The organism is Hungatella hathewayi WAL-18680, assembly GCF_000235505.1.
Lineage (GTDB): Bacteria > Bacillota > Clostridia > Lachnospirales > Lachnospiraceae > Hungatella_A > Hungatella_A hathewayi_A.
In genome coordinates this window covers 2,424,787-2,450,498 of sequence record NZ_JH379027.1, presented here as the reverse complement: position 1 = coordinate 2,450,498, position 25,712 = coordinate 2,424,787, and the positions used below count along the sequence as shown (strand labels likewise).

Sequence of the window (25,712 nt, the reverse complement as noted above, 5' to 3'; positions counted from 1 at the left end):
ATTCCGGATTTCCGACAAAATCACTCCATGTTCTCGGCAAAAGAACTCCCGCTTCCGCTAAAGATTGCCCTCTGACATCACATCCAGTTGAACGCTTCCACCAAAGTCTATTTCCTGCTCTCACATCCTCCCAATCACTTCCGCCCGCGCCAGCGCCTCGTCAATATTGGCGCAGAGGTTCTCCTCCCCCAGCCGGCCCAGGAAACCGGCCTTCTCCATCACTGCATAGGGATGCTCCATCACATGGGACAGCACCAGGGTTATCCCCTTTTTATGGCACCGCTCCAGCAAGCCTTCCATACTGCGAAGCGCCGTGATATCCATGGAGGGCACGCTTCTCATGCGCAGCACGATCACCTTGGTGTCCGGCGTGGCCGTGATGTTCATCAATAAGTCCACCGTGGCAAAGAATACGGGGCCTTCTATCTCATAAACCAGGGTATGTCTGGGAACCACCCGCAGGCTCAGTCTCTCCGGGTCCCCGCTCTCCTCCTGGGGCAGATATTCCCAGCTCCGCACACTGGCCACGTCCGACATTCTCCTCATAAAAAGCACCGCCGAAATGATGACTCCCACCTCCACCGCAAACAGCAGGTCCACAAACACGCCGGCCAGAAAGGTGCCCATCAGCACCGTGAAATCTGATTTGGGCGCATGCTTCGCCATAAACACGAACTCCTGCCAGTTGCTCATATTGTAGGCCACCATAATCAGAATAGCTGACAGTGTGGGGATGGGAATATATCCTGCCAACGGCATGAAAAACAGCAGAATCAGCAGCACAACCAGACTGTGGACCATGCCGGCCACCGGCGTCCGCCCGCCGCTCTTCACACTGTTTGAGGCCCTGGCCACCGCCCCAGCCACCGGGACGGCACCAAAGAAGCCACAGAACACATTGGCGATTCCCTCCGCTATCAGTTCCTGGTTGGAGTCGTGGCGCTCTCCCATCAGCCCGTCGGTCACCACGCAGGCCAGCAGCGATACAATGGCAATCAGCAGAGCCAGGGTAAATGCCGACGGTATCAGATTCTCTATCATCTCTAAGCTGATCTCCGGCACGGTAAACGCCGGGAAATGGGATGGCAGTTCCCCGTAGACGCTGCGGATCGTATCCACTTTTCCGTTGAGTATGGCCGCCATGGGCGTGGTCATCAGAATGGCCGCCAGCGAGGCCGGTATCTTTGTCGTGACCTTGGGAAGCGCAATCAGAATTCCCATGGCTGTCAGCCCAATCAGCAGGGCCGCCACGTCCACCGTGTGTATCACCTTCCCGTAGGCGATGAATTTGTCCAGCACCTTCACCGGGATGGCCCCCATTTCCAGGCCGAAAAATCCCTTCAGCTGGCCGGAGAAAATACCCATGGCGATTCCCGCCGTAAAGCCCAGGGTAATCGTTTTGGGAATGTATTTTAACAGGGCACCCGCCTTGAGGATGCCCATCACAATCAGGATCAGACCCGCCATAATCGTCGCCACCGCCAGACCGGACAGTCCAAACTCTCCGACAATGGAAAACACCGTCATCACCGTCGCCGCCGTGGCCCCGCCGATATTGACACGGCTGCCGCCAAGGGCCGACACCAGAAAGCCGCCCACGATCGCCGTGTACAGCCCACGCTCCGGACTCAGCCCCGATGCGATGGCCAGCGCCACCGACAAGGGAAAGGCAATGATGGCCACCAGAATTCCGGCCGCCACGTCTTTCCCAAACTGTTTTCTATCATATCCCTTCATGCAGGTACTTATCTTTGGTTTCCACTCACTCATTTTTTCTGACTCTCCCCGTACTTATTCGCAAATCGATGGTTACACCAATCGGTTTCCATTATATACCAGTCCCTTTGCAGGCATCAAGTTCTTAAATCAGGACAATTTGAAGCAAGGAAAAGGCCATGTGTCTGAGAGTTCCCAGACACATGGCCTTCTATGTAATCACTTTGTATTCGTTCTGTCTGACCGGCACGGAAGGATTACAGATAAATCTTGTAATCGTCGGAGCCGACACCGTTTACTACGTAGTATGCAACGGACTCTTCCGGTTTTACGTAAATGTCGATGGTCTTGATGGCTACGCCCTTGTTTGCCTTGGTAAATTCTTTCTTCACCTGTGCAAGAATGTCTTTTGCCACTACGGATTTATCTCTGTACTCGATGGTTACGCTGGCCTTTGGCTCTGCTGCCTTGGCTGCCGGTTTCTTCGCGGCTGTCTCTTTCTTCACCGGAGCTGCTTTCTTCACAGCTGCTTCTTTCTTCACAGGAGCTTCCTTCTTTACCGGAGCTTCTTTCTTGGCTGCCACTTCTTTTTTCACCGGAGCTTCCTTCTTCACAGCTGCTTCCTTCTTCACTGGCTCTTTTTTCGCCGGTGCCTTCTTAGCCGGTGCTTTCTTGGCTGCTTCCTCTTTCTTTACTTCCGGAGCTGCTGCCTTGGCCGGTTCTGCTGCGGCCGGTGCTGTCTTTTTCACTGGAGCTGCCTTCTCTGCTGCTTTCTCCACTACCGGTGTCTCTGCTTTTTTCTCAACCTTTGCTGTCTCAACTGCTTTCACATCTGCCATGATTTTCATTCCTCCTCAATCAACTTGAATCATTTACGGTTACATTTATGTATAAAATATTCAAGTAAACATGTTTTGCTAACTTTTACAATGAGAGAATTATAAAACGGTTTCCCCATTTTGTCAATAAAACTATGAAAATTCGCCCTATTTCGTCACGGCTTGACTACGGAATCCGCCAGTGTCATTTTCTCCACAATCTCGTACATGTTGGTGACGGAACCTACCGCCAGTTTCTCTGTCAGCTGGTAGTGGTTGAGGCAGGTTCCACAGGTCAACACCTCCACGCCCTGGGCTTCCAGCAGTTTTAAATCCTCCAGAGACTCGGAGCCCTCCACCGACAATCTGGCGCCGCCGTTGTAGAGCAGTATGGTCTCCGGCAGATGTTCCAGATTCGTCAGGGCGTAGACAAACCCCTTCATCAGCGCTTTGCCAAGCGTCTCGTCTCCCTCGCCCATGTGGTCCGAAGAGAGGGCCACCACCAGCCCTTTCCTCCGGCTGTCCGGAGCGCAGAGCGTCTCTTCCGGAACCGGCAGTTCACCGGAGGCTGCTGCCTCTGTCTGGCTTCCTGTCTGGCCCCCTGCCTGAAACTCTACCTGAAAGGTGCCCTCATCCAGCTTCTCCGACGTCACCGGCAGCTTCATAAATGTGGCCAGCTTCGTCAGATTCTGGACGGCCGCCGCATTGTCTACCAATATCGTCAGAACGCCCTCCGTCATGTCTTTCAATGCTTTTTTTGCCTCAATCACCGGTCCGGGACACGGGATATTTCTGGCATCTACGGTTTTGTTCATGTCATTTCTTTCCTTCCCAATCTTTTTATTCACATGTCACCGCGAATATTCCTACTTTTATTATAGCGCATTGTTCCCATTATTACAAATTTCCTCCGGCTGTTTCAGGAAAATAGTTCCGTCTTCCAACAGGACACCGTCCCCCTGTACGACCTGGCGCTCCTTAAAACGCCGTGTCATGGTGTTCAGCAGCAGGCGTTTGTTGCCGCTCCACTCCGGCGCAATGAGGAGGGATTTGGGGCCGTCCCCGCTGATGCGGTGGATGACTGTCCCAGCTGGCAGAAGCGCCACGCAGTCTATCACCATGTCCACGTACTCCTCCAGGGTAAAGATGGGAAATGGATTCTCCTCATACATCTCAGCCAGCTTTGTCCCTCGAAGCACATGGAGCAGCTGTAACTTGATTCCGTCCACCGGAAGTTTCCCCAGGGCATCCACGGTCTGATACATTTCCTTCCGCCCCTCCCCCGGCAGTCCCAGAATCACATGGACCACCACGGTGAGTCCGGCCTCCTTCAGGCGACGGAAGGCGTCATAGAAGCAGGAGGTCTCATACCCCCGTCCTATCGCCTTCGCTGTCTCATCGTGTATGGTCTGGAGTCCCAGCTCCACCCATACCGGCTTTTTCCTGTTCAGCCGTTCCAGCACCTCTAAAACCTCCGGCGGCAGGCAGTCCGGTCTCGTTCCCACGGACAGGCCCACCACGTCGGGATGGCTGATGGCCTGTCCAAACAGCTTGTCCAGATACTCCGGCGCCTGGTAGGTATTGGTGTAGGACTGAAAGTAGGCGATATAGCCGCCATGCTCCCCCGCCTTTGACGCGACCCGCCCCTTCGCCTGCTCTATCTGCTCCCACACGCCGTCGGGACCGCCAAAGGGGACGGCAAAATCCCCGGAACCGCCGTGGCTGCAGAAGATGCAGCCATCCGTTCCCAGGGTTCCGTCCCGGTTCGGGCAGGTCATCCCGCCGTCCAGGGCCAGCTTATAGATTTTCTTCCCAAAGGTTTCCTTCAGCTCGTAATCCAGGGAATGATAGGGTTTCCCGTTCCACATTCCGCGCTTCCTCCTTATGTCCGTGTCATTTCACTCTACTTCATTCCATTTCCACTTAATTATATCCGCTTAGTTATTTCCGCTTGATTATTTCCACCTAACTATTTCCACTTAATTGTTTCCACTCAATTTCCTTCCCCCTCCAGCTTCACCTTGTTCCCCCGCACTCTGGACAATGCCACAATCAGCAGTACCGGGAAGGCGATGGCCACAATCAGGCCGGTGCTGATGCTGCCGCCGGCCGTGTCGGACACCAGGCCCACCAGGGTCGGTCCCGTGGAGCAGCCCAAATCGCCGGCCAGGGCAAGCAGGGCAAACATGGCTGTTCCCCCTCTCGGACAGGTTGCCGACGCCAGGGAAAATGCCCCCGGCCACAGAATTCCCACCGACAGCCCGCACAGGCCGCAGCCCGCCAGAGCCAGGATGGGATTGGTGGAAAATGCCGCCAGCATATAGCTGAAGATACACAGGACTCCGCTGCCAGCCATAAAGGTCACCAGATTCATTTTCTCGCTGAACCTGGCATAGAAGGTTCTGGATACCCCCATCAGAATGGCAAACATGCAGGGGCCTGCCATGTCTCCCACGGTCTTTGACACCTGAAGCCCCGATTCCGCAAAGGCGGACGCCCACTGGCTCATGGCCTGCTCCGACGCCCCCGCGCACACGATGATGAAGGCAAACACCCAGAAGGTCTTCTCCCTCAACAGACTTTTGATGGACATTCCCTGGCCCTCCTCCGTCAGCATAGCGATGGGCACGCTGGTGAAGAAGATGGCATTTCCCGCAGGGACCACTGCCCACAACAGCGCCATGGCCCGCCAGTTTTCAATTCCGAACACCGTGAAAAACAGGGTGGATACCGCGATGACCAGCACACTGCCCCAGCAGTAAAAAGAGTGAAGCAGGCTCATGGCCGCGTCCTTCTTCTCTGTGGGACAGGCTTCCACGATAGGGCTGATCAGCACCTCAATCAGGCCGCCGCCCACCGCGTACAGGCAGACACAGAACAGCAGTCCCAGATAGGAATCCGGAAACATATCCGGAAATACTCCCAGCCCGGCAATCCCGGCCGCCGCAAAGATATGGGCCGCCACCGCCGCTGTCCGGTATCCGATTTTATCCACAAATTTGGCGGACAGCAAATCCACCAGCAGCTGTATCCCAAAATTGATCGTCACCAGCAGGGTGATTTTCTCCAGTGATATTCCGAAGCTGCTTTGAAATGTGAGAAACAGCAGTGGAATAAAGTTATTTACAATCGCCTGGGTAATGTATCCCACGTAACTCGCCTTTAATGTATGATTATAGTTGTCTCTGATGCTCATGTTTCAGTCTCCCTCTCTCCTGGGATTGTTGATTGACCTTCTGTTATGAAAGAAACTTTAGTAAGTATATTTTACAACCTGGTGTTTGTCAATGAACATTCCTCTCCCTATTATTCTATTACGGGAAACCCGGTATTGACATCACATTCAAAGGGGCATATTCTATAAATTAGCAGCAAATTGTTAGTTTTCAGCAGACAGGAGGTATTACCATGAATGCAGTTATGGAACATTTACTGACACGGAGAAGTGTCCGCGCTTTTGAGAAACGGCCGATTGGCAGGGAGGAGCTGGAGCAGATTGTGAAGGCGGCTCTGTACGCCCCCAGCGGCAGAGGGCTTCAGACCTGGCAGTTTACCGTGGTGAGAGACACCGGGAAGATTCAAAAGCTGGCAAATGCCATCGGAAAAGAACTTGGCAGGGACGGCTATGACATGTACTGCCCCATGGCCCTGATTATCCCTTCCAACGAGAAATCAAGCCCCTTTGGCAAGGAGGACAATGCCTGTGCCCTGGAAAATATCTTCCTGGCGGCCCACTCCTTCGGCATCGGCTCCGTGTGGATTAACCAGCTTCAGGGCATCTGCGACGCGCCGGCTATCCGGGCGGTTTTGGATGAGTTGGAGATTCCGGCTGACCATGTGGTTTATGGGATGGCGGCCCTGGGCTACCCGGCGGAGGCTCCCAATAAACAGGTGGTGAAGACCGGGAAGGTTCGGTTTATCGACTAATCAGCCGGCCAACGCGCCGGGCGGATGAGTGCCGTGCAGGCGGCCATGTCCGCCCGGCCCTTTGCTTTTCCGGCGAATAAATGACACTCTCCCCCTATATATTGGTATAAAGATATTCAGGGGATTTCTATGTTAAAACATTTCTCAATGCTCGGTAACAGGAAGGTCATCAAGCAGATTGCGAAGACCATTCCCATCTTTGTCCTGTCCTTTGTTTTTGGATATGGACTTGCAAAAGCAGTGGATGTCGTCCGGCCGGAGGCTGTGACGGCATCGGCTGACGGCAACTGGGGCTTAAGCTTTCAGGAGGAAGGCAAGCCCCCGGTCGCCAACGCCACATCTGATTATCTCAAGCAGTTCAATGCACATTACGCAGACCAGACCGATGAAAAAGTAATCTATTTAACCTTCGACGCCGGATTCGAGAACGGCAACACGCCGGCGATTCTTGACGCTCTCAAAAAACACCATGTTCCGGCCACTTTTTTTGTGGTGGGCAACTACATTTCCACCAGTCCGGATTTGGTGAAGCGGATGGTGGCTGAGGGACATACGGTGGGCAACCATACATACCATCACCCGGACATGTCGAAAATCTCCACACAGGAATCGTTTGCCAAAGAATTGCAGGATTTGGAGAAGCTGTACCAGGAGACCACCGGCCAGACGATGACTAAATTCTACCGGCCGCCTCAGGGAAAATACAGTGAGAGCAACTTGAAAATGGCCAACGATTTAGGCTATCACACCTTCTTCTGGTCCCTGGCTTACGTGGACTGGTACGAGGATAAGCAGCCGACCAAGGAGGAAGCGTTTAAGAAGCTGCTGGGGCGGATTCATCCCGGCGCCATTGTGCTGCTCCACAGCACGTCGAAGACAAACGGGGAGATTCTGGATGAACTGCTGACGAAGTGGGAAGAGATGGGATACCAGTTTAAATCGCTGAATGAGCTGGTGGCGAAGCAGGGCGGATGACGGGGGATTTTCTAGCGCATCCTTAACGGATGCTTCGCCAATATCGTGATATACTATCCACGTAACTGTGAACTCCACGGCGGAGTCACTGGAACTTGAAAGGAGTATGGTACCATGCAGGCCTGGATTATAGAAATGATGAATCAGTTTGGCTACCTTGGCGTCGCCGGGCTTATCGCTCTGGAAAACATTTTCCCACCGATTCCCTCGGAGGTCATCCTGACATTCGGCGGGTTTATGACCACTTACACCACGCTGGGCGTGTGGGGCGTTATCGCGGCCGCCACCGTGGGCTCGGTGATTGGCGCCATTGTGCTCTACGGCGTCGGACGGTTTTTGAAACCGGACCGGTTGAAAAAGCTGCTGGCCGGAAGGCTTGGGCGGATTCTCCGTCTGGACCCGGACGACATCGACGATGCCATCGCCTGGTTTAACCGCAAGGGATATACCGCCGTCTTCTTCTGCCGCTTCATTCCCATTATCCGAAGCCTGATCTCCATCCCGGCAGGCACGGCACGGATGAAAATGCCCAGCTTTCTGCTGCTGACCGCTCTCGGAAGCGCCATCTGGAACACGGTGCTGGTGTGGCTGGGGGCCGTGGCCGGCGCGTCCTGGAGCCGGATTGTGGTCTATATGGATACCTATACCACTCTGGCGGTGGTAGTGATTCTTGTGGTGGCGCTGCTCTGCGGGGCGCGGTTTATTAAGAAGAGGTTTTTGGCGGAATCTTAGGGTGGGAAGAGTTTGGTGTGGAATATAAAAATTACGGGTCATGTTTCCCTGGGGAGACATGGCCCGTTTTGGTTTTTAAAATGTTTGCTGTTGTTATGCCGCCACTCTGCCGCCATCCTTGCACAGATGCAGCCGCCTCCGGTATTTTACCGTATAATATACGGACAGTCCCAGCGCCAGCATTTCCGCCGCCGGGGAGGCGAACCAGACGCCGGTTACGCCGAACAGGGCCGCCAGACCAATCAGGGAGACCACCAGGAACACCAGGGTTCTCAAAAAGGACAGCGTCGCCGAGGTCCTGCCGTCGCCGTAGGCGGTGAACATGGCGGAGGCGTAGATATTATACCCCTTAAACAGGTAGCCGATGGCATAAATCCGCAGGCCCGCTACCGCCATCTCATAGACCTCGGTTCCCCGCCTGGTAAAGATGGCGGAGAGATAATCTGCCGACAGCAGAGTCCCCACAGTCATAAATATGCTGACCACCGCACAGAGCCCCACGCTCATCCGGAACAGACTTCGGAGTTTTGCCGAGTTCCCCCTTCCATAATTATAGCTGATAAGCGGCGCCACCCCCATGGAGTAGCCCAGACTGATGGCAATCAGCACAAAATCCAGATACAGCAGGATAGAAATGGCCGCCACCCCGTTCTGCCCCACCAGCCGCATCATAATGATATTAAACAGGAAGGTGGTAATGCTGGTGGAGAGGAAATTGACCATCTCCGAGGAGCCGTTGCCCGCCGCCTCCACAAGCGCCCGAAAATGCTTCTTCGGCCTCATGAAACAGAAATTGCCATGCCGGTTCCTGGCGAAATACCAGAGGCCGTACAGGGCCGGAAGGGAATAGCCGATGCCTGTGGCAACCGCCGCCCCCGCAATCCCCATATGGAATACCGCGATAAAGAGATAATCCAGCGCCACGTTGGCCAGGCCGCCCACAATCGTGACCGCCAGTCCAATCTGGGGCTTACCGTCCGCCACATAGAGACTCTGGAACATTAACTGCAAAATATTGGGCACAAAGAAGAATACCAGCGGCATGGCATAGTCATAGCAGTACCCAAATATCTCCTCATTGGAGCCCATGGCATAAATCAGCGGTTTCAGAAACAGCAGACTGACGGCCGAGACCGCCAATCCAAGTATCACGGTACAGACGGTGATGAACGAAAAGATCCGGTTGGCTTCCTCCCGCTTCCCCTCTCCCAGCTTCCTGGAAACCAGGGCGGTCATCCCCGTTCCGAACATGGTGCCCAGGCCAATCGTGACGCTGGACAGCGGGTAGACGATATTCACCGCGGAAAATGCGTCCGTTCCCACCAGTCTCGACACAAAGGTTCCGTCCACCACCGTATACAGGGACATTATCACCATCATAACGATAGACGGAAATGTAAACTTTAAAATAGACGGGATGGTAATCTCCCGCTCCAATTGATTATTCATGTTTGACTCTCCTCCACTCATAACTGGATATATCCTGGAGTATCTTGCTGAACATGTCTAACTCCTCCGCGGTATATTTCAATCGCAAATCCAGTTCTATTTTCTCAAATATCTCATCGTAAATACTGCACGTGTCAGCCATGGCCGGACTGAGCCTGACGTAGGTGACCCGGCGGTCGGTCTCGCTCTTCTCCTTCACAATGGCGCCCTGGCGTTCCAGCTCGTTAAGCTTTATCGTCACGGCGGACCTGGTGATGCCCAGGGTTTCGGCAATTTTGCTGGCAGTGCAGTCCTCCATCTGTTCGATGACATTGATGTAGAGAAGACTGTTGTAGGATAAGCCGTTGAAATAATCGTCTCCACTCATGACCTGAAGTTCATACAGGGACATGTGGTAGTAAAAATCATTGATTCTGCTGGTCAGTTTCATAGGCTTCTCCTTTTTTAGTTTAGTGATTTTAATTAAGTTAGCTTAACTATATTATCATAGGGGGTGGGGGAAGTCAAGGTTGGGAAACCTTACGAATTTCTGTCAGAACTGGAAAAATGGCACAAAAAAACAGGGAGAACGCTGATATGTCCCCCTGTTTTCAAGGATGTTTTTACTGCTCCGCACAGATTGCAATGCTGCCGGGCGCGGTTTGGTTCTCCGCTTCCCGGTTCCGGTTTAAATGCCTGATTTCCAGCATGGTCAAAACCAGGGCGAGGATAAATGCCAGCCCATCGGCCACCGGACCTGCCCAGAGGACGCCCTCCACTCCCATAAAGATTGGGAGAATGATGGCGGCCGGAATCATGAACACGATTTGGCGGGACAGGGAGATGGCCGCGGCTTTGATAGGTTTTCCAATGGCCTGCATGTAGATGCCCGCCACGGTCTGGAAACCGTTGAGGACGCAGAACAGCAGGAAAATGCGGAAGCATTTGACCGCAAATTCATTGTACAGACCTTCCTCGGAGCCGAACAGCGATACCACGCTCATGGGGAAAAACTGGAAGACCAGGAAGGCCACAATAGTCACGGCCTCCGCCGCCGAGATGGCGATAAATAAAGTCTTCTTCACTCTTGCATGGTCGCCGGCGCCGTAATTGTAACCGATAATGGGCTGGGAACCGGCCGCAATCCCCACCAGAATGGATATCAATATCTGGTTCACCTTCATGACGATGCCCATGGCCGTCAGCGGAATCTCCGCGCCGTAAACGGACTGGGCGCCGTATGTGGTCAGCAGATTGTTGCTGACGCCCATCACCACCGTGATGGAGAGCTGGGTGATAAAACTGCTGATGCCAAGGCCCAGCACGCGGCGGCAGATGGCATTATCCAGTCTCAGACAACTCTTTTTCATGTCCACGGATTTGAAATGGCGCAGGTAGGCGGCAGACACCGCAAACGAGGCCATCTGGCCCAGGATGGTGGCAATGGCCGCCCCCTGAACTCCCATCTGTAACGGGAAGATGAAAATCGGGTCTAAAATGGTGTTGATGATGGCCCCCAGCAGCATGGACATCATGGCAAATTTCGGGGAGCCGTCGGCACGGATGATGGAATTTAAGGCCGTGGATATCATGGTAAATGGCAGTCCGATGGCAATGATATAGCCGTAATCCAGGGCGTAGGGCCGCAGGTTATCCGTGGCACCAAACAGGTTGACGATGGGCTCCATGAAGAGCAGAGCCGCCACAAGCATCACCAGGCCGGCGATGGTCACCATGGTAACGGCATTTCCCACGCCTTTCTGCGCACTCTCCTTATCCCCCTCTCCCAGTCTCAGGCTTAAGTAGGCGGCCCCGCCGTCACCGATGAGCAGGGCAACGGCCAGGGCAATCACGGTGATGGGGAACACCACGTTGGTGGCGCCGTTTCCCAGGTAGCCCACGCCCCGGCCGATGAAAATCTGGTCCACGATGTTGTAAAGGGCATTAACCAGCAGGGAAATGACGCAGGGAATGGCAAACCTGGCTATCAGTTTTCCGATGGGGTCTGTGGCGAAGGGACTTTGCTCCGCCTCTGTCCGTATGGTTGTTGTGTTATTCATATTGTTTTTCCTCCAAACTAGTTGATTCTTTTTACTGTTTTTATTCGTAGCATGCTACCTATTTGCCGGTAAAAAAGCAAACGGTGCGGATTGTCTCCGGCCATTTGCCATGTTCTCAAAACATATGCTCATCCGATACATTTTCCAACAGGCGGCTGGTCAGCCGGTGAAAGGTGTCCATGTCCTCCTGGGTGAATCCGTGGCACAGTTCCAGCAAAACCTCCTGGTCCTGCTCCGCCAGCTCCCTGTGAACGCCGGCGCCTTTGGGGGTGCAGGTGATTTTCTTGTAACGTTTGTCCGTGGGGCTGGGCATACATGTGACAAATCCCTTGTTCTCCAGGCGCTTGATGATGCCGGTCATGGTTGGATGGGTGACCTGCACCGCCTCCTCCAAATCCCGCTGGTTAATCTCCAAAACGCCGGCAGATTCCAGCAGGCTGATTCTTCCAAGGACACGCAGCTGCACCGATGTCAGTCCCATACTGCCCGCCCGCTCATCCATTCTTCGCTTAAACGCCCTGTCGATAATGGCGATTTTCAGACCAATTGGTTTGTCATCTGGAGGGTTTGTCATGTTGGATTCTCCTTTTTTGGAAATTAAGTAGCTTACTACTTATTATAATTGTTTGCCTGGGTTTGTCAAGTGTTTTTAATAGAAAGAAGTTCACAGTAATGGGACCAGCTCAATTTGCCAGACAGTGTCTGGCATTTCTCATAGGTCTGATAAAAAGTCCGCATATTTTGCAGATTGGAGCTTTACCGGAACAGGGATTCATAAATGTGGAAATCGTTGTCCTTGAATACGTTGAAGATAATACGGCGGATGCTGCTGGTCTCCAGGCATGTTTCCACGGTTTGGACGGCGATTTCGGCGGCTTTGTCGTTGGGGAAATGGAATTCTCCGGTGGAAATGCAGCAGAAGGCGATGCTTTCTAAATGGTGTTCGTCCGCCAGGTCCATGCAGGAGCGGTAGCAGGATTTTAATTGTTCACAGTCGTTGTCTGTCAGGCTCCAGCCTATGATGGGGCCTACGGTGTGGAGGACGTGGCGGCATGGGAGGTTGTAGGCGTTTGTGATTTTGGCCTGGCCGGTGGGTTCTTCCGTCTGCTGGCTCTCCATGATTTTGGCGCACTCTTCCCGCAGTTCCAGCCCTGCCGCCGAGTGAATGGCATTGTCGATGCAGCCGTGGCAGGGGACGAAACAGCCAAGCAGCTGGGAGTTGGCGGCATTGACGATGGCGTCCACTTTCAGTCTTGTGATGTCCCCCTGCCAGATGGAGATTCTGTCTGCGAATCTGTGACTGCTGTGGCAGGACTCCCGGACCGTGGGGATAGTATCCGGCTCCACGCTTCCGCGGCGGCGGGACTCTTCCTTTAGGTAGGCATCCTGAATGTCCAGGAACTCCTGACTGACCGGGCCGGGCATGCGCAGGTTCATGAGGGAGCGAAGGATGCGGGGGGCTTCCGATGGGGTGTAATGTAAATCTTTATAGGTTGTGGACTCATTTATCAGATACCGTATTAGATATTCCAGTCGTTCTTCCTGGTTCATTGGCTCTCCTCTTTTTGATTGAGATTTTCTGCTTTTCATTTGTTATCTTCTGATTTCTATTTGATATCTTCTGATTTCTACCTGACAGTCCCTGATTCCTATTGGATTCCTTCTGCTTTCTGCCTGGCAGTCCCTGATTTCTATTGGATTCCTTCTGCTTTCTGCTTGATGTCTAATATACTCCTGGCAATATCCATGGATATTCCGGCGGACCGGTGGGTCAGACTCTCCGGCACGACGGCCTCGTCCAGGTTCAGGCGTATCAGTCGCCAGGCCGGGTGGGACGCCATCATATGCTCAAATGGAAAGCGGATGATGACTGGGGTGTTGAACAGGCCGACGCCGCACTCCAAAAGTACCAGCTGCTTTCCTTCCATTCCGGTTAAAAATGCTTCATACCGGGCCGCCGCTTCCTCCCAGTGTTCGTCTTCCACAAAATACTGGTCACAGCGGAGATTCATGGTCATGGGGCCATTGCAGACCGGGCATCTGGGGACCAGACTGGGAGGAATTTTGCAGTCCTTTCTCTCCCTATCCATTTGGACAAACAGTTCTGTGGCATCGTAGGTTTTGCTGTGACAGCCCTTTTGGCACTGGATCAGTCCGTAATCGCCCTGGGTGGCAAATATCCGGTGGTCGTCAAATCCGGCTTTCCAGAACTGGTGATCCACATTGGTGGTCAGGACGAAATGCTCCTTCGCTTTGACAAGCTCATGGAGTTCCCGGTACAGTGGCAGCCCCTCCGGCTCTATCCGGTTGACGAGGGCATGTCTGGACCAGTAGCCCCAGCGCTCCTCCTCCGTGGGGAAGGGGTAGAATCCGGCGGCATACATGTCCGGCATGGCTTCCTGACCGTACCGTTCGATAAACTCTCCAAAATTTTCCGTAAAACGCTGGCCCCCGTAGTTGAGACCGGCTGCGGTGGAAAGCCCCGCACCCGCGCCAATCAATACGGCGTCCGCCTCTTTGAGCCATCTGGCCGCGCGCTGTGTCTGCGCCTCATAGGGCTCCTGCTGATAGATATAAGTATCAGCAGGTCTGTCGCTTAGATAAGTTCTCCAATCCATCGCCCTGTCTCCTTTCCTGTTGTTCTGATGTTCTGTTGATCACTGACTCCGTGCGTTTCTGTCTCCTGCGCTTCTGTCTCCACTTTACCACAATTTTCTGGTAACTGCTTGCTCTTTTTTCCTGACAGGTCTATAATGACGATATTAGTATACTTTTATCTGTATATCCTTTCATATACTATTAGGAGGTATGTATGATGAATTCCGAAAGAAAAATACCGGACTGCCCGGTGGAACTGACCCTTCAGCTGATTGGGGACAAGTGGAAGGTTCTGATTATCCGGGATTTGATGACAGGGACGAAGCGGTTCAGTGAATTGATGAAATCTGTCACCGGCATTACCCAGAAGGTACTGACCAGCCATCTGCGAAGTATGGAGGCGGACGGGCTTCTCACACGGAAGGTCTATCCTGAGGTGCCGCCCCGGGTGGAGTACACGCTGACCGAGACCGGCTTCAGCTTAAAGCCCATCATGGACTCCATGGTGGCCTGGGGCAACGGGTACCGGGAACAGTTAAACCAGGAAGACTGATGCTCTTCCTGGTTTTTTACAGTACTATTGTGGCTTTAAAATGTATAGGGCGGATTACCGGAGAAATCGGCAATCAGGCCGTGGGCATTTTCCAGGTAAAACACTTCGAAAATCGGGTTTTCCGGGGTCTCGTACTGGCTCTTGACGATTGGATTTTCCAGCGCGCCTTTCTTTATCTCCATATTGTTCTCAAAAACGGCTCTGCCGTGAAGGCGAATCCAGGCGTACTCCGGGCTGGAGACGGACACCTCCACTTCCGGGTTGGCCTGCATATCCTTGTATACCTCTTTGGTATTGTTGGTGCAGAACCACAGTTTTCCCTCTCTCTCAAAACAGAACATGAACGGACGGCATTTCGCCTTCCCATCTCTTCCAACGGTTGCCAGGTACTGCACCGGATTTGCCTGCAAAAATTCTACTACTCTCTTCATCTTTGTCTGCTCCTTTTCTCTGCATCGTTATATTGTTGAGAAATGGCCATTTCCTATGGTTCTATTATAGGCCCCTGCAGTTTTGATGGGAAGTACGCACTTTTAAGTGGGATAGGCACCGGAGGGAGGGCCTGTTTCCCAAGGGATACTATTGGAGAAATGTCAGCTGATATACAGGATATGCATATCACCGAGAATCCGCTTGATTTCACCCCGAAGATATGTTTCCGCCTCCGCTCTCACCTCCGGCCGGTAGCAGTAACGGCCGCGGCCTCTTCCCGTCATCTGCTCCGTGTCATAAAGCTCCGGAGCGTTTGGAAATGCTTCGCTGTTGATGGCACGGTGAATGTAGGAGTAGGTCATCAAAATGATTTCTAAGAACATCTGGTTTCTGGCTTTTTCGGTCAGACCGTCCCGCAGTTCTTCCAGCAGACCGGTGTACAGCATTTTCCAGTTCTCCGTCAGGATGACTGGGGCGATCAGGAGACCGCAGGGGTATCCGGCTTCACACATCTTGTTCACCGCCTCGATTCGTTTTGACAGGCTGGAGGTTCCAAGCTCTATTTTACTGATGATGGGCTGGGGATTGACGCTCATGCGGAAGATGGTTTTGCCCTGGTGGGGCAGGTCCAGCAAGGGGTCCACCATATGGAATTTTGTGGGAAATGTGATGCTGCCGGTTCCCTCTCTGGCAAAGCGTGGAATCGTATAGAGCAGGTTGCCGGTGATGGTATTTTCCAGGACTAAATCGCTGTTACTGCCAATCTCGAAGGTGAGGGGGATTTCGCTTTTCTGGCCCCGCTTGATGATGCGGTCCAGCATCTGCTCCCGGTTGACGAAGAGACGGAGGTAGGCGCATTTGTTGTAGTTGCAGACCAGATAACAGTAGAGACACATGGCGGTGCAGCCGGAGGAGGTGTAGGGCACCAGGTAGTCCGACACCTTCTGATTTTCCACATATTTGTGGGTTTTCCGGATGCCTACGATCAGATTGCGCTTCATTTTACCGAACTCAGAGTTTGGTTTCTCCTGCATTTCCTTGATGGAATTGTGACTGTCGATGGGAATCCAGGGGAGGTCTTTGAATGTCTCCCGAAGCTGCTCCCCCAGTGGATAAGCCAGACTGTCCGGCTCGTAGTAGACGGCGTTGAATTTCATAACTGATTCCTCTCTTTCCTGGATAAATGAGTTTACTTCCAGTATCTCCGGCGGGGAGGAAACTATCCCATCCACAAATCTGGAATATTTGGCATATTGCATGTAATAAGTATGTCAATTGTGGTATAATCAGTAGCAAGAGGGACGACTATGCAGAAAAAAGAGATTATTGAAATAACAGATTATCCAATCTACTATGTAGACATCATGCCTGTTATGGAAGCCAAAGGCATCTCTAAGAATTCGCTCTGCCGAATGACTGGGATTGCATATAATGCTTTACAGAGATATTGCAAATCAGAAATAAAAAGAGTGGATTTAGATGTAATATCAAGAATTTGTAAGGCTTTAGAATGTGATATTTCAGAAATTATTATTAAGGACGAAGATTGACAGCCGGATTTTTCGAATCTGGCTGTTAAATTTTGCGCAAAAGGCCCCGGGCCAATTTGGCCCGAGGTCTTACTTGGTTGGATTTAATTGGAATACCGTTCGTTTATTCTTTTTTCTACTCGTTCTTCCAATCCATCCGGCGCCTTCTCTTCCATGTCCGCCAAGACGGCTTTATATTCCTGCGCCTTCCCATCTGATATGCTCTCCACACCGGTTATCTGGCCGGAGGTATCACGAATCACGGACAGATTTACCGTTCCGTTCTCATCGGTCCAGAACGTGGTAAACCCGCCTGCCGCATCCTGATCGACGAGCATTTTCACACGCTGGCCGTTGGAATACAATGCTCCATCTGCCGCTGAATAGGTGATACCAAATGGCTCATACTGCTCGAATTTACTCTCGCCTTCCTGAACATTTTCCTGCGCCTTCGCATATTCCTGCTCCTGCACCGGCTCGTTGACTGCAAAGTTTCCGCTGATGCCTTCTGCAAAATACGTGTCCTGGTATTCCTGTGCCTTCTGCTCTGAAATGGGCTCAATTCCCGCAATCTCACCGTCAGCATTTCTGACAGCCGACAGATTCAAAGTCCCGGCTCCATCCAGATAGAACGCCCACGATTCCGCCGCCTCATCTACAAACAGCCGCACGGGCTGGCCCTCATAGAGCAGCTTTGTGCCGTCCTCCGAAATGGTAATTCCAAAACCGGCATATGCGCCATAAATATCGGGATTCGGAACAAATGAAACTCCCAGATGAGCATTAATCATGGTGTCATCCTTCGTCATTTCCACCGGAGGCTTTGTCTCCGCATTTGCCACTACGACTGCCCCCGTTCCCATTGTGAGCACCACAACGCCACAGATAACGGCTATACCTGCCTTCTTTTTTCCCATATCCATAATTGAAAAAATCCGCTCTTTCATGCCTTTTTTACCTCCATAAAAATTAGTTGATAACACGGTTTTCAGTTTTGACTGGTATCTGATGACCCCGATAATGGTCTCGCTGTAAAACAGGCGGGTATCCGCATCTTCCGCACGGACCACTTCCCCGTCGCAGGACAGTTCACACTGGATATCAATTACTTTTGCCATCAGGTACACGATAGGGTTAAACCAATGGATGGCGCTCGCCACCAATACCAGGAATTTATACCAGATATCTTTTCTTTTATAATGAATCAACTCATGCTTCAATATAAACCGAAGTTCCTCTTCTCCCAAGTCCATTTCCGGCAACAGAATCCGGGGCCTTGCAATGCCGATCAGCATGGGGCTTCCTATGCTGCCGCACAACTCCAGGCCAATATCATGCGTGATACCCATCTGCGTTTTCAGCTCCCGGACAAGCGCCAGCGTCCCTTCGTCCGTGACATTCCTGCTCCATCGCGCCGTCAGCTTTAAGAAGCGGTAATGTTTGATTCCGTGGTAGACAAGAAATACAATCACCCCCGCCAGCCATATCACGGCCGCGGCCTGCCACCAGGAGATTGTGCTTATGGCGGACGGTACAACATTTGAAACAGGGCCCGTTACCTGCATCCCGTTCCCAGGCCGGATAACAGGTGCGGCTGTACGCCCCGGCATGGGAACCTTGACAACAGGATTACCAAAATGAGGGCGGAACGGGATAATCAGTCCCACTACAATGACAAGCCACGTGTAATAACGGCCGGCAGCGGAATAATGCTTTGTCAAAAATGGCGTCAGGAACATATAAAACAGCGCAAGCGCTGACATATTGACGGAACACAGAAGCAATGTCGTCATTAAGTTCTTCATCCTAATTCCTCCGTTCTTTCGCCCATGTCAGCAACTCATCAATATCACTGTCACTCAAAGCTTCATCCTCGTACAGTGTATTGATCAGGTTAAACAGGGAGCTGTCATGATACTGCTTCAAAAAGCTGCCAGTCTCAAATTTTAAGTAATCCTCCCGGTTTATGAGTGGGTAATAATACCGCTCCTTCCCGTGTTTTTCCGAGCGAAGGAAACCGCGCTCTACCAGGCGCAGCATCAGGGAAACGATGGTCTGTATCTTCCACTCCTTCTCTTTCTCCAGCTGCTCTCTGATAACCGTCGTCGTCACAGGCGGTTCCATGGCCCACACCACTTTCATGATGTCAAACTCCGCGTCCGGCAGTTTCTTTATGTTATCCATTTGATCGCCTCCTTTTAAGACAATTGTCTTTTCTTATATACTACATCTGTCTTAAACGAATGTCAAGGGTATTTTAAAAATAGTTTTCTTCCTAGAGCCATACAACTGGCATGATCAGATGTTCCGGTATGCGGGTATTCCGGTTTCCGATTGCTGCATTTATCTGTCCCTGTGTCAAAAAATTACATTCACTTAAATCAGCATTTTTTATATTGGCATCCCGCATATCGGCTCCAAGAAAATTACAACCAGTCAAATCGCATGCCTCGAAATTAGCCGCAATTAAAAGTGTGGAACTGAAGTCACAGCCGTTCAGTTTGGATTTTCGAAAATGATGCCCCATATAATCTTTTTTCTTTGTTATTTTAGCGGGACTGGCAATCTGCTCTCTTACCATCTGCCATGCCTGATTCAGTAATGTGTTTATGTTTGTTCTAAGCAGCCCCATATCGTCATCCAGAATTTTTTGTGGAGAAGATTTCAAAAGAAGATGTAATTCCTCTAAATAATGATCCGCTTCCTCCCACAGCGCCTGTGCAGGCAGAAGTGTTTTCACTTCTGAAATGTACCATAATGTTTGCTGCAGATAGAATATTTTCACAAATACATCAAATTCCTCCTGGGCCGCGCCTGGGTTGGATTTCCAATTTTCCTCTCCATACAGGCGGGTTACCATCTGCCCCGCACCGCAGCAATCGTAGGCCAGACATCCTTTCATCTGTCTAGACTGCAATTCCCCGTGAATGGAGCAGCAAAAATTGCTGTCCAAATAGCGGCATGGTGTTCCGGCGGCTTTATCAGCAGGAAAGCCATCATATTTAGAAAAGTATAACGCCACGCAGCAAAGGCCGCTGCATTCCTTACATGAAATCCGAAATTCATGGAATATATCAGAATCGTATTGATGAAGTTTCAACTTGTACCTCCTTACAAATGTGTGTCTCACTTGTGCCACTTCTTTTATCATAGTATAATGGGTAAAAAATATACCGTCAATCGCTCGAAACCAAGTGCTACATCCAAGTAAATAATGTGACACAAAAGGAGACCACATGAAAAAGTCAAATCCAATAGCGGAACAATCGAAACAATGGCTGGCCCAATCACTCTTTGATTTAATGGAAAAGCAAAATTATTCGGAAATTACAATCACAGAAATTTCGGAAAATGCCCAGCTTGCCCGACGGACATTTTACCGAAATTTCCGTTCTAAAGAGGATGTGGTCATCTATTCCTGCACACAGCTATGTGAGAGCTATATGAGATATTTAGATGAGGATATGGAATATTCGATACGACATATCATCCAGGTTTATTTTACCTTTTGGCAGGAACATATCGACTACCTGACAGTATTGACCGATCATCACCTGATATGTCATTTAATTGATGTTTCCAATGAATACTGGCCGCAGATATATGGGCGTTTTAGAGAATATTGGAAAGCCGATTGCTCCGATAAAGAATTAGAATATTGTCTGCTTTTTAATATGGGGGGACTTTGGAATCTTTTAATGAAATGGCTGTATGACGAAAATCGAGAGACCCCCCTTGAAATGGAACGCATGATTCATAAATCGCTACATTATTTTATGAAAAGTATCTAAATGAACTATTGGTGGAACAGGGGCTGCGTACGAATTGTTTCGCGCGCAGCCCCTTAAAGTTTTGAGTTTTGACTATGCTGTCGTCACGGCAATCGGAGTTGTCGTTCCGTCATCCAGGGTTGCGGTTCCGCCTGTAATTGCACCGGTTCCCGTATCCAGGGTGAGCGTAATTGCAGTGATACTGGTGCCCCTGGCGCCAGTGGGACCAGTGACACCATCGGCTCCTGTTGGACCTGTTGGCCCCATGGCTCCGTCCGCTCCTGTCGGACCTGTTGGCCCCATGGCTCCGTCCGCTCCTGTTGGACCTACTGGCCCCATGGCTCCGTCGGCTCCTGTCGGACCTGCTGGCCCCATGGCTCCGTCCGCTCCGGTTGGACCTGCTGGCCCCATGGCTCCGTCCGCCCCGGTTGGACCTTTTGCGCCATCGGCTCCGGCTGCACCGGTAATTCCGGCGGGGATGGTGAACAGGAGTTGTGCTCCGGTTGACGTGAATGTTTCATCTACACTCGCCTCTGTCCCAGGTGCTCCCGTTCTAGTTCCGGCTACGGAGATAACTGGTGACGCGCCTGCCGCACCAGTGATTCCTGTGGCTCCGGTTGCTCCGGTCATTCCGGCCACACCGGTGGCTCCCTGAAACCCTCTCGGCCCCATCGGTCCCATTGGTCCCATTGGTCCTATCGGCCCCTGAAGCCCCTGTGGTCCCCGTGGACCGGGGCATCCCGTGCAGCAGTAGTTTCCACAGTATTGGCAGTAGCCAGTCCCACAGGTATTCCCGTAAACGCCCGAGGAGCAGCTTCTCTCATATCCAAATTCGTCATAATTCATAGTTATGTGTCCTTTCCAAACTAATAGTTACCCTATATTATATGACGTTGTCCAATAACCGTTCATCCTCGTCCTTTTTCCCCCTCCTTCGCTCAAAATACTCCCGGTTAAACAAAACCGCCGGCGACTCCGGTTTCATTTTTCCCGCCATTTCATTGCAAGACTCCGCTTTCTCATACTGCCCCAGCTTATCATAGCAGACGCACAGCTGCATCGCCGGAATAAATCCATAAAAGTCTGGGGAAACAAATCCTCCCTTCTTAAAATCCATCTCCCGCCCCAGCGCCGTCTCATACCAGAATACCGCCGTCTCATACTGCCCGCTCTCCATAAACCATGCCCCAATCTCACAGCAAAGTTCTGCCCTGGGCGCATCATATTCCAGACTTTCCAACAACGCCCCCAGAGCGGCCTGCCGGTCTCCCAGGGCCCTATGACATTTCCCCATCAGAAGGCAGGCTTCTATTTTATTTTCCACCCAGCCGTCCGGAGATTTCAGGAACATGTCAAATGTCCGGACAGCCTCCTCATACATTTGGTGATAATACAGCTCCCGTCCATAATAATAGCGCTCCCGTCCCTCCAGCGTCTTTCCGTCCGCCAGCATCTTCCGGTAAATATTCAGGTTTCTGTCTCCATCACCCGCATGAATCTTCCGGTGGGTAACCGCCACGTCAGAATACACAACATTTCCCACCGGGGCAATCGCCTCATGGACTGCCCCTTTCCAGAGATATCCCCGGTGATTGCGGATCAGCCGCTCCCGGTAATACCAGAAGGAGGGCGCCCCCTGCTCATCAAATGCCACCTCATAACGCATCATCACCATGTCCCTATCCGGCATCAACGACTGTTTCAGTTCCAGAAATCCCGCCCGGTCCTTCTCTTCCATCACATCGTCCGCATCCAGCCACATGCAGAAATCCATGGACGCCCTGGAAAATGCATAGTTCCTCGCCGCCGCAAAATCATCTATCCACGGAAATGTCTCAACCTTATCCGTATAAACCGACGCAATCCGTTTCGTCTCATCCACCGAGCCGGTATCCACAATAATAATCTCATCCACCAGGTCACTGACACTATCCAGGCACCGCCCAAGCACCTCCTCCTCATTTTTCACAATCATACACAGGCTTATCGAAGCCATACGCAAGCACCTCACCCATCATCAACAGAATTTGTCCGCTTTTTTACATCCTATGACAAAATAAAAGATAACGTGATTCCCCACCAGGAAACCACCTCTACATATTGAACTTATTGCTTTTCCAAAATGATTGCAATGGTATCACTTTCAGATTGATAACTACGTCCTGCAACATCACTAAAGAGTCCACACATTTTAAAACCAATACTTTCAGCTTCTTGCATTAAAGTTTCTTTTGTAAAATAGGTATTCCATAAATAATAGGGGGTTATCTCTTCTTTTGAAATAATTGATATTAAGTCCAGTGTTACATAATCTAAATATTTATAAAATCCACTTAACGCCATATATTCACCAGGGCGCCAAAAGCCTCCATTGGGACATAGTTCCCAAACTTGCTGCTCTTGAAAATTGCAAAATTTTGCCATGGAAAATACATCTAATAACAATTTTCCGCCAGGTTTCAGATGATGATAAATTTTTTTCATAATTACTTGTCTGTCTCTCGTCGATAACGCACCGTAATCACAATATATCATGGTACAAACATCAAAACTCTTGTTCAAATCCATTTCTAAATAGTTTTGATACACATATGAAATATTTAACTTCTTGCTGAAAGCGGATTGTTGTGCATAGTCAATAGACCTCTTTGAAAAATCCACCCCGGTGACTTGATACCCCTTTTGTGTAAACTTCTCAGCATATATCCCCGGACCGCACCCAATATCAAGAAGCAAGGGATAATCGACGGGCGGAATCTGTTCTGTTATCCATGCAGCAGATTTTTCAATAAAGTCCAATGTTCTACTTGCTCCGTCAAAGTCCGGGTCTAAGTGCGCTTTTAGCATTTGTTTTGAAATATATTCATCATTCCAAAACTCAGCTGCTGATTTTGTGTAGATAGAGGGTTTTCTTAACGCTGTAAATAAGTTATTGTTCATGTTTCTCCTTTCCTGTGCAAAAAAAAAAACCGTAGATTTTACTCTACGGCTAATCTTTCAAAAGATGAAGAATTAGTTAAAGAGTAAAATAAAATCAAACATCAGGTACCAAAAACAGGCTGTCCATGCAGCCTTTTCTTTCCCTATGGAATTGATTTTATCTACTCTTCTCCAGTCATACCCATGTTACTGATTGTGTAACATCTGATACGCCGAATTCACCTCACCTTTTCCTATTAAATTTACATTTTTATTTTACGGCATTTCTTCCGTGATGTCAACATTACGGACAATCCGTCAATCTTCCAATCGGGAAGAACAAATACTGCTGCCCCTCCTCCTCCGGACAAAAGAATTCCAAAACCGCGCCGGCCAGTTCCAGATGATTCTCCTTCATATAATCCAGCACCATGGAAAATGTCTCTTCCCCCGTGCATTTCACATACAGATACTCATACCCGGGAATCGTCCATATTGTCCAGCCTTCCGGGGGCACGGCTCCTTCCACAACTTCCACTCCGGCAAGATAAAGCCCCTGGGAGAAATTCTCTTCCCACGGCTGAAACGTGCGGGAAAAATCAGTCATCGCACCCCAGATTCCGGCCGCCACGCCGTTCTCATCCTTTTGGGCCAGATGTGAAATCTCTTTAAAATGACCGTTGGCCTCCTCCCACAGCTTTTTCACAAAACCAGCGCCATCCCTCGTAGACCCCTCTTTCCCAATCACCGAAAATGATTCTTTCCTGCATCTCTTAATCTCCATACCTTCTCCTTCTGTGTTCCTTCCCACTAATGTCCATATTTCACATCTTACCGGCACTGATACCGGATGTCAATCAGCTTCAAAACATCCCGGTAAACATTTCCCTCATCCTCCAGGTCAATCATCAGCCACCGCTGGCCATTTCCCTCTTTCGTGTGGTGATAGACATCCTGTAACAGCGGTGACAGCTCCAAAAGCTGCTCCTCCACCGTCCCTTTCTCCTTCGCTCCAACCACCACCATCACGGTGATATAATTCTCCCGCGGATAGATCACGCAGAGCGATTTTCCGGACTTTTTAAACTTCAGATTCCATCCCCGCTCCCAGTCACACCTGCTGAACTCCGGCTTCCCGCATACCCCGTATCTCTGCTCCATTTCCAAGCAAAACTTCCCAAACAGTGGATTGCGTATCAAATCCTCCAGTTCCTCCATGGATGGGATATGATTTCTGTCCTGTAAATCAATCATAGCTTCCTCCTGCCGCTTACTGACCAAACTTCGCTGCCAAACTCTCATAGAAAAAGCATGGACCGCATTTTCACAACCACGGCCCATGCCTTACATTACCCTGCATATTCGCCCTATGATATGGTTATCTTACCAGGCGAATGATGACAACTGTATGTCATCTTCCAATCTTCTTTTGATAGATAAATTCATAGATGACATCTGCGGCCTGCTCCGCATTGGACGCCATGGCCGGATGAAAGCCTGTTGGGAACACGCAGACCTGCGCTCCGGTTTCTCCGGCTATGACTTCGTATTCGCTGAGGAAATCTTTTCTCACCATCTCATCCTCCCTGCTGCCCATGAGAAGCAGAGGAACCTGAAGTTCCCGTAACGGTCTGGCAAACAGTGGGCGCTTTTCTCTGGCACACCGCACCAGCGCCTCCGTGTTCTTATCCACAACGCTCTCCCAGTCATCTCCCTGGCACCACTGATAAAATTCGATGGCATGTTCCTCCTGTTTCGACGAGGCCCTTTCTTCCAGTAGAGAATCTGCAAAATCCTCCGCCAGACTCCGCCCGTCGAAGCTGTCGGCCACGACACGCTCCACCAGGTCCGGCCGCAGCATCGCTGCATTGACGGCCGCCCAGGCTCCGCCGCTGGTACCTGCCAGACTCACTTTTCCACAATGTAAATGCTCCAGCAGCGCAATCACCTGACGCGCCTCCTCCAGCCACAAATCCACCGGGAACATTTCCACACGGTCCGACTTCCCGTTGCCAAGGAAATCAATGAGAATCAGTTGAAAACGATTCTCATACAAAGGTTTCAACAATTCAAACATGGCGGAAGACGCGCTATCTCCGTGTAGAAGCGCCAGCGGCTTCCCTTCGCCTGTGACGGTGTAATAAATATTCTTGGACTGATACTTAAAATATGACATAATCTGCCTCCTAATCATTGGATAGTATTTGAGTGTCTCGTTTCTACCTGCTGATTAGCAAGGCTCCAGCCTTACATGC

29 protein-coding genes are annotated in these 25,712 nt (G+C 50.9%); 6 read left to right on the top strand and 23 right to left on the bottom strand.

Annotated elements, in window-relative coordinates; translation table 11 throughout:
* Positions 1-120 precede the first annotated feature (120 nt).
* The 5 genes from HMPREF9473_RS10995 to HMPREF9473_RS10975 all read right to left on the bottom strand — a co-directional run bounded on the left by HMPREF9473_RS10995 (position 121) and on the right by HMPREF9473_RS10975 (position 5,730).
* The gene (locus tag HMPREF9473_RS10995; RefSeq protein WP_006780181.1) at positions 121-1,770 is read right to left on the bottom strand and encodes a SulP family inorganic anion transporter; all 1,650 of its coding nucleotides are present in this window, start codon (positions 1,768-1,770) and stop codon (positions 121-123) included.
* 203 nt (positions 1,771-1,973) lie between these two features.
* Complete coding sequence (locus HMPREF9473_RS10990; RefSeq protein WP_006780180.1) at positions 1,974-2,555, bottom strand: DUF6465 family protein; 582 nt, start codon at positions 2,553-2,555, stop codon at positions 1,974-1,976.
* A gap of 155 nt (positions 2,556-2,710) precedes the next feature.
* Positions 2,711-3,349 carry a sulfurtransferase-like selenium metabolism protein YedF gene (gene yedF, locus HMPREF9473_RS10985; RefSeq protein WP_006780179.1) on the bottom strand — a complete coding sequence of 213 codons (639 nt, stop codon included), beginning with the start codon at positions 3,347-3,349 and terminating at the stop codon, positions 2,711-2,713.
* A gap of 60 nt (positions 3,350-3,409) precedes the next feature.
* On the bottom strand, positions 3,410-4,402 hold the full coding sequence (locus tag HMPREF9473_RS10980; RefSeq protein WP_006780178.1) for a TIGR01212 family radical SAM protein: 993 nt from the start codon (positions 4,400-4,402) through the stop codon (positions 3,410-3,412).
* A gap of 125 nt (positions 4,403-4,527) precedes the next feature.
* A complete protein-coding gene (locus HMPREF9473_RS10975; protein ID WP_006780177.1) occupies positions 4,528-5,730 on the bottom strand; it encodes an MFS transporter in 1,203 nt (400 codons plus the stop codon).
* Positions 5,731-5,942: 212 nt separating this feature from the next.
* On the opposite strand from HMPREF9473_RS10975, the gene HMPREF9473_RS10970 reads away from it, so the two are divergent.
* From HMPREF9473_RS10970 to HMPREF9473_RS10960, 3 genes are all read left to right on the top strand, one after another.
* The gene (locus HMPREF9473_RS10970; RefSeq protein WP_006780176.1) at positions 5,943-6,461 is read left to right on the top strand and encodes a nitroreductase family protein; all 519 of its coding nucleotides are present in this window, start codon (positions 5,943-5,945) and stop codon (positions 6,459-6,461) included.
* A gap of 129 nt (positions 6,462-6,590) precedes the next feature.
* Positions 6,591-7,436 carry a delta-lactam-biosynthetic de-N-acetylase gene (pdaA, locus tag HMPREF9473_RS10965; RefSeq protein ID WP_006780175.1) on the top strand — a complete coding sequence of 282 codons (846 nt, stop codon included), beginning with the start codon at positions 6,591-6,593 and terminating at the stop codon, positions 7,434-7,436.
* Positions 7,437-7,550: 114 nt separating this feature from the next.
* Positions 7,551-8,168: a DedA family protein gene (locus HMPREF9473_RS10960; protein WP_006780174.1), complete on the top strand. Its 618-nt coding sequence runs from the start codon at positions 7,551-7,553 to the stop codon at positions 8,166-8,168.
* Between the two features lie 93 nt (positions 8,169-8,261).
* Here the strand turns inward: HMPREF9473_RS10960 and HMPREF9473_RS10955 are convergent, their stop codons facing one another.
* The 7 genes from HMPREF9473_RS10955 to HMPREF9473_RS10930 form a co-directional block, all read right to left on the bottom strand.
* Positions 8,262-9,617, bottom strand: a complete 1,356-nt coding sequence (locus HMPREF9473_RS10955) for an MATE family efflux transporter (RefSeq protein WP_006780173.1) — start codon at positions 9,615-9,617, stop codon at positions 8,262-8,264.
* Complete coding sequence (locus HMPREF9473_RS10950; protein WP_006780172.1) at positions 9,610-10,047, bottom strand: MarR family winged helix-turn-helix transcriptional regulator; 438 nt, start codon at positions 10,045-10,047, stop codon at positions 9,610-9,612. The genes HMPREF9473_RS10955 and HMPREF9473_RS10950 overlap by 8 nt, the downstream gene beginning before the upstream one ends.
* A gap of 172 nt (positions 10,048-10,219) precedes the next feature.
* Positions 10,220-11,656: an MATE family efflux transporter gene (locus tag HMPREF9473_RS10945; protein WP_006780171.1), complete on the bottom strand. Its 1,437-nt coding sequence runs from the start codon at positions 11,654-11,656 to the stop codon at positions 10,220-10,222.
* Positions 11,657-11,771: 115 nt separating this feature from the next.
* A complete protein-coding gene (locus tag HMPREF9473_RS10940; protein ID WP_006780170.1) occupies positions 11,772-12,230 on the bottom strand; it encodes a MarR family winged helix-turn-helix transcriptional regulator in 459 nt (152 codons plus the stop codon).
* A gap of 65 nt (positions 12,231-12,295) precedes the next feature.
* On the bottom strand, positions 12,296-12,403 hold the full coding sequence (locus HMPREF9473_RS26830) for a DUF1016 N-terminal domain-containing protein (RefSeq protein ID WP_278245535.1): 108 nt from the start codon (positions 12,401-12,403) through the stop codon (positions 12,296-12,298).
* Between the two features lie 9 nt (positions 12,404-12,412).
* Positions 12,413-13,207, bottom strand: coding sequence for a protein-ADP-ribose hydrolase (locus HMPREF9473_RS10935; RefSeq protein ID WP_006780169.1), 795 nt, complete (start codon positions 13,205-13,207; stop codon positions 12,413-12,415).
* Positions 13,208-13,347: 140 nt separating this feature from the next.
* On the bottom strand, positions 13,348-14,274 hold the full coding sequence (locus tag HMPREF9473_RS10930; protein ID WP_006780168.1) for an SIR2 family NAD-dependent protein deacylase: 927 nt from the start codon (positions 14,272-14,274) through the stop codon (positions 13,348-13,350).
* 197 nt (positions 14,275-14,471) lie between these two features.
* Here HMPREF9473_RS10930 and HMPREF9473_RS10925 point away from each other — a divergent pair, with 197 nt between their 5' ends.
* On the top strand, positions 14,472-14,807 hold the full coding sequence (locus HMPREF9473_RS10925) for a winged helix-turn-helix transcriptional regulator (RefSeq protein ID WP_034858300.1): 336 nt from the start codon (positions 14,472-14,474) through the stop codon (positions 14,805-14,807).
* A gap of 35 nt (positions 14,808-14,842) precedes the next feature.
* Here HMPREF9473_RS10925 and HMPREF9473_RS10920 read toward each other — a convergent pair whose 3' ends face one another.
* Positions 14,843-15,238, bottom strand: coding sequence for a pyridoxamine 5'-phosphate oxidase family protein (locus HMPREF9473_RS10920; protein ID WP_006780166.1), 396 nt, complete (start codon positions 15,236-15,238; stop codon positions 14,843-14,845).
* 162 nt (positions 15,239-15,400) lie between these two features.
* The gene (locus tag HMPREF9473_RS10915; protein WP_006780165.1) at positions 15,401-16,396 is read right to left on the bottom strand and encodes an SPL family radical SAM protein; all 996 of its coding nucleotides are present in this window, start codon (positions 16,394-16,396) and stop codon (positions 15,401-15,403) included.
* Between the two features lie 150 nt (positions 16,397-16,546).
* On the opposite strand from HMPREF9473_RS10915, the gene HMPREF9473_RS10910 reads away from it, so the two are divergent.
* Positions 16,547-16,789, top strand: coding sequence for a helix-turn-helix domain-containing protein (locus HMPREF9473_RS10910; protein ID WP_006780164.1), 243 nt, complete (start codon positions 16,547-16,549; stop codon positions 16,787-16,789).
* An 83-nt stretch (positions 16,790-16,872) separates the two neighbouring features.
* On the opposite strand, the gene HMPREF9473_RS10905 is transcribed toward HMPREF9473_RS10910, so the two are convergent.
* From HMPREF9473_RS10905 to HMPREF9473_RS10895, 3 genes are all read right to left on the bottom strand, one after another.
* Positions 16,873-18,573 (bottom strand): M56 family metallopeptidase, encoded by a 1,701-nt coding sequence (locus tag HMPREF9473_RS10905; protein ID WP_006780163.1) that lies wholly within the window; start codon positions 18,571-18,573, stop codon positions 16,873-16,875.
* A gap of 1 nt (position 18,574) precedes the next feature.
* A complete protein-coding gene (locus tag HMPREF9473_RS10900) occupies positions 18,575-18,952 on the bottom strand; it encodes a BlaI/MecI/CopY family transcriptional regulator (RefSeq protein WP_006780162.1) in 378 nt (125 codons plus the stop codon).
* 91 nt (positions 18,953-19,043) lie between these two features.
* Entirely contained in the window at positions 19,044-19,919 is an 876-nt protein-coding gene (locus HMPREF9473_RS10895) for a pentapeptide repeat-containing protein (RefSeq protein ID WP_080568817.1), read from the bottom strand.
* Positions 19,920-20,004: 85 nt separating this feature from the next.
* Here HMPREF9473_RS10895 and HMPREF9473_RS10890 point away from each other — a divergent pair, with 85 nt between their 5' ends.
* Entirely contained in the window at positions 20,005-20,559 is a 555-nt protein-coding gene (locus tag HMPREF9473_RS10890; RefSeq protein WP_006780160.1) for a TetR/AcrR family transcriptional regulator, read from the top strand.
* Positions 20,560-20,631: 72 nt separating this feature from the next.
* Here the strand turns inward: HMPREF9473_RS10890 and HMPREF9473_RS10885 are convergent, their stop codons facing one another.
* The 6 genes from HMPREF9473_RS10885 to HMPREF9473_RS10860 all read right to left on the bottom strand — a co-directional run bounded on the left by HMPREF9473_RS10885 (position 20,632) and on the right by HMPREF9473_RS10860 (position 25,633).
* Entirely contained in the window at positions 20,632-21,384 is a 753-nt protein-coding gene (locus tag HMPREF9473_RS10885; RefSeq protein ID WP_006780159.1) for a collagen-like protein, read from the bottom strand.
* Positions 21,385-21,421: 37 nt separating this feature from the next.
* Positions 21,422-22,534, bottom strand: a complete 1,113-nt coding sequence (locus tag HMPREF9473_RS10880; protein WP_006780158.1) for a tetratricopeptide repeat-containing glycosyltransferase family 2 protein — start codon at positions 22,532-22,534, stop codon at positions 21,422-21,424.
* Positions 22,535-22,644: 110 nt separating this feature from the next.
* Positions 22,645-23,478: a class I SAM-dependent methyltransferase gene (locus tag HMPREF9473_RS10875; RefSeq protein WP_006780157.1), complete on the bottom strand. Its 834-nt coding sequence runs from the start codon at positions 23,476-23,478 to the stop codon at positions 22,645-22,647.
* Positions 23,479-23,761: 283 nt separating this feature from the next.
* On the bottom strand, positions 23,762-24,241 hold the full coding sequence (locus tag HMPREF9473_RS10870) for a GyrI-like domain-containing protein (RefSeq protein WP_006780156.1): 480 nt from the start codon (positions 24,239-24,241) through the stop codon (positions 23,762-23,764).
* Positions 24,242-24,288: 47 nt separating this feature from the next.
* Positions 24,289-24,711: a DUF3788 domain-containing protein gene (locus HMPREF9473_RS10865; RefSeq protein WP_006780155.1), complete on the bottom strand. Its 423-nt coding sequence runs from the start codon at positions 24,709-24,711 to the stop codon at positions 24,289-24,291.
* A 157-nt stretch (positions 24,712-24,868) separates the two neighbouring features.
* Positions 24,869-25,633, bottom strand: a complete 765-nt coding sequence (locus tag HMPREF9473_RS10860) for an alpha/beta fold hydrolase (RefSeq protein ID WP_006780154.1) — start codon at positions 25,631-25,633, stop codon at positions 24,869-24,871.
* Positions 25,634-25,712 lie beyond the last annotated feature (79 nt).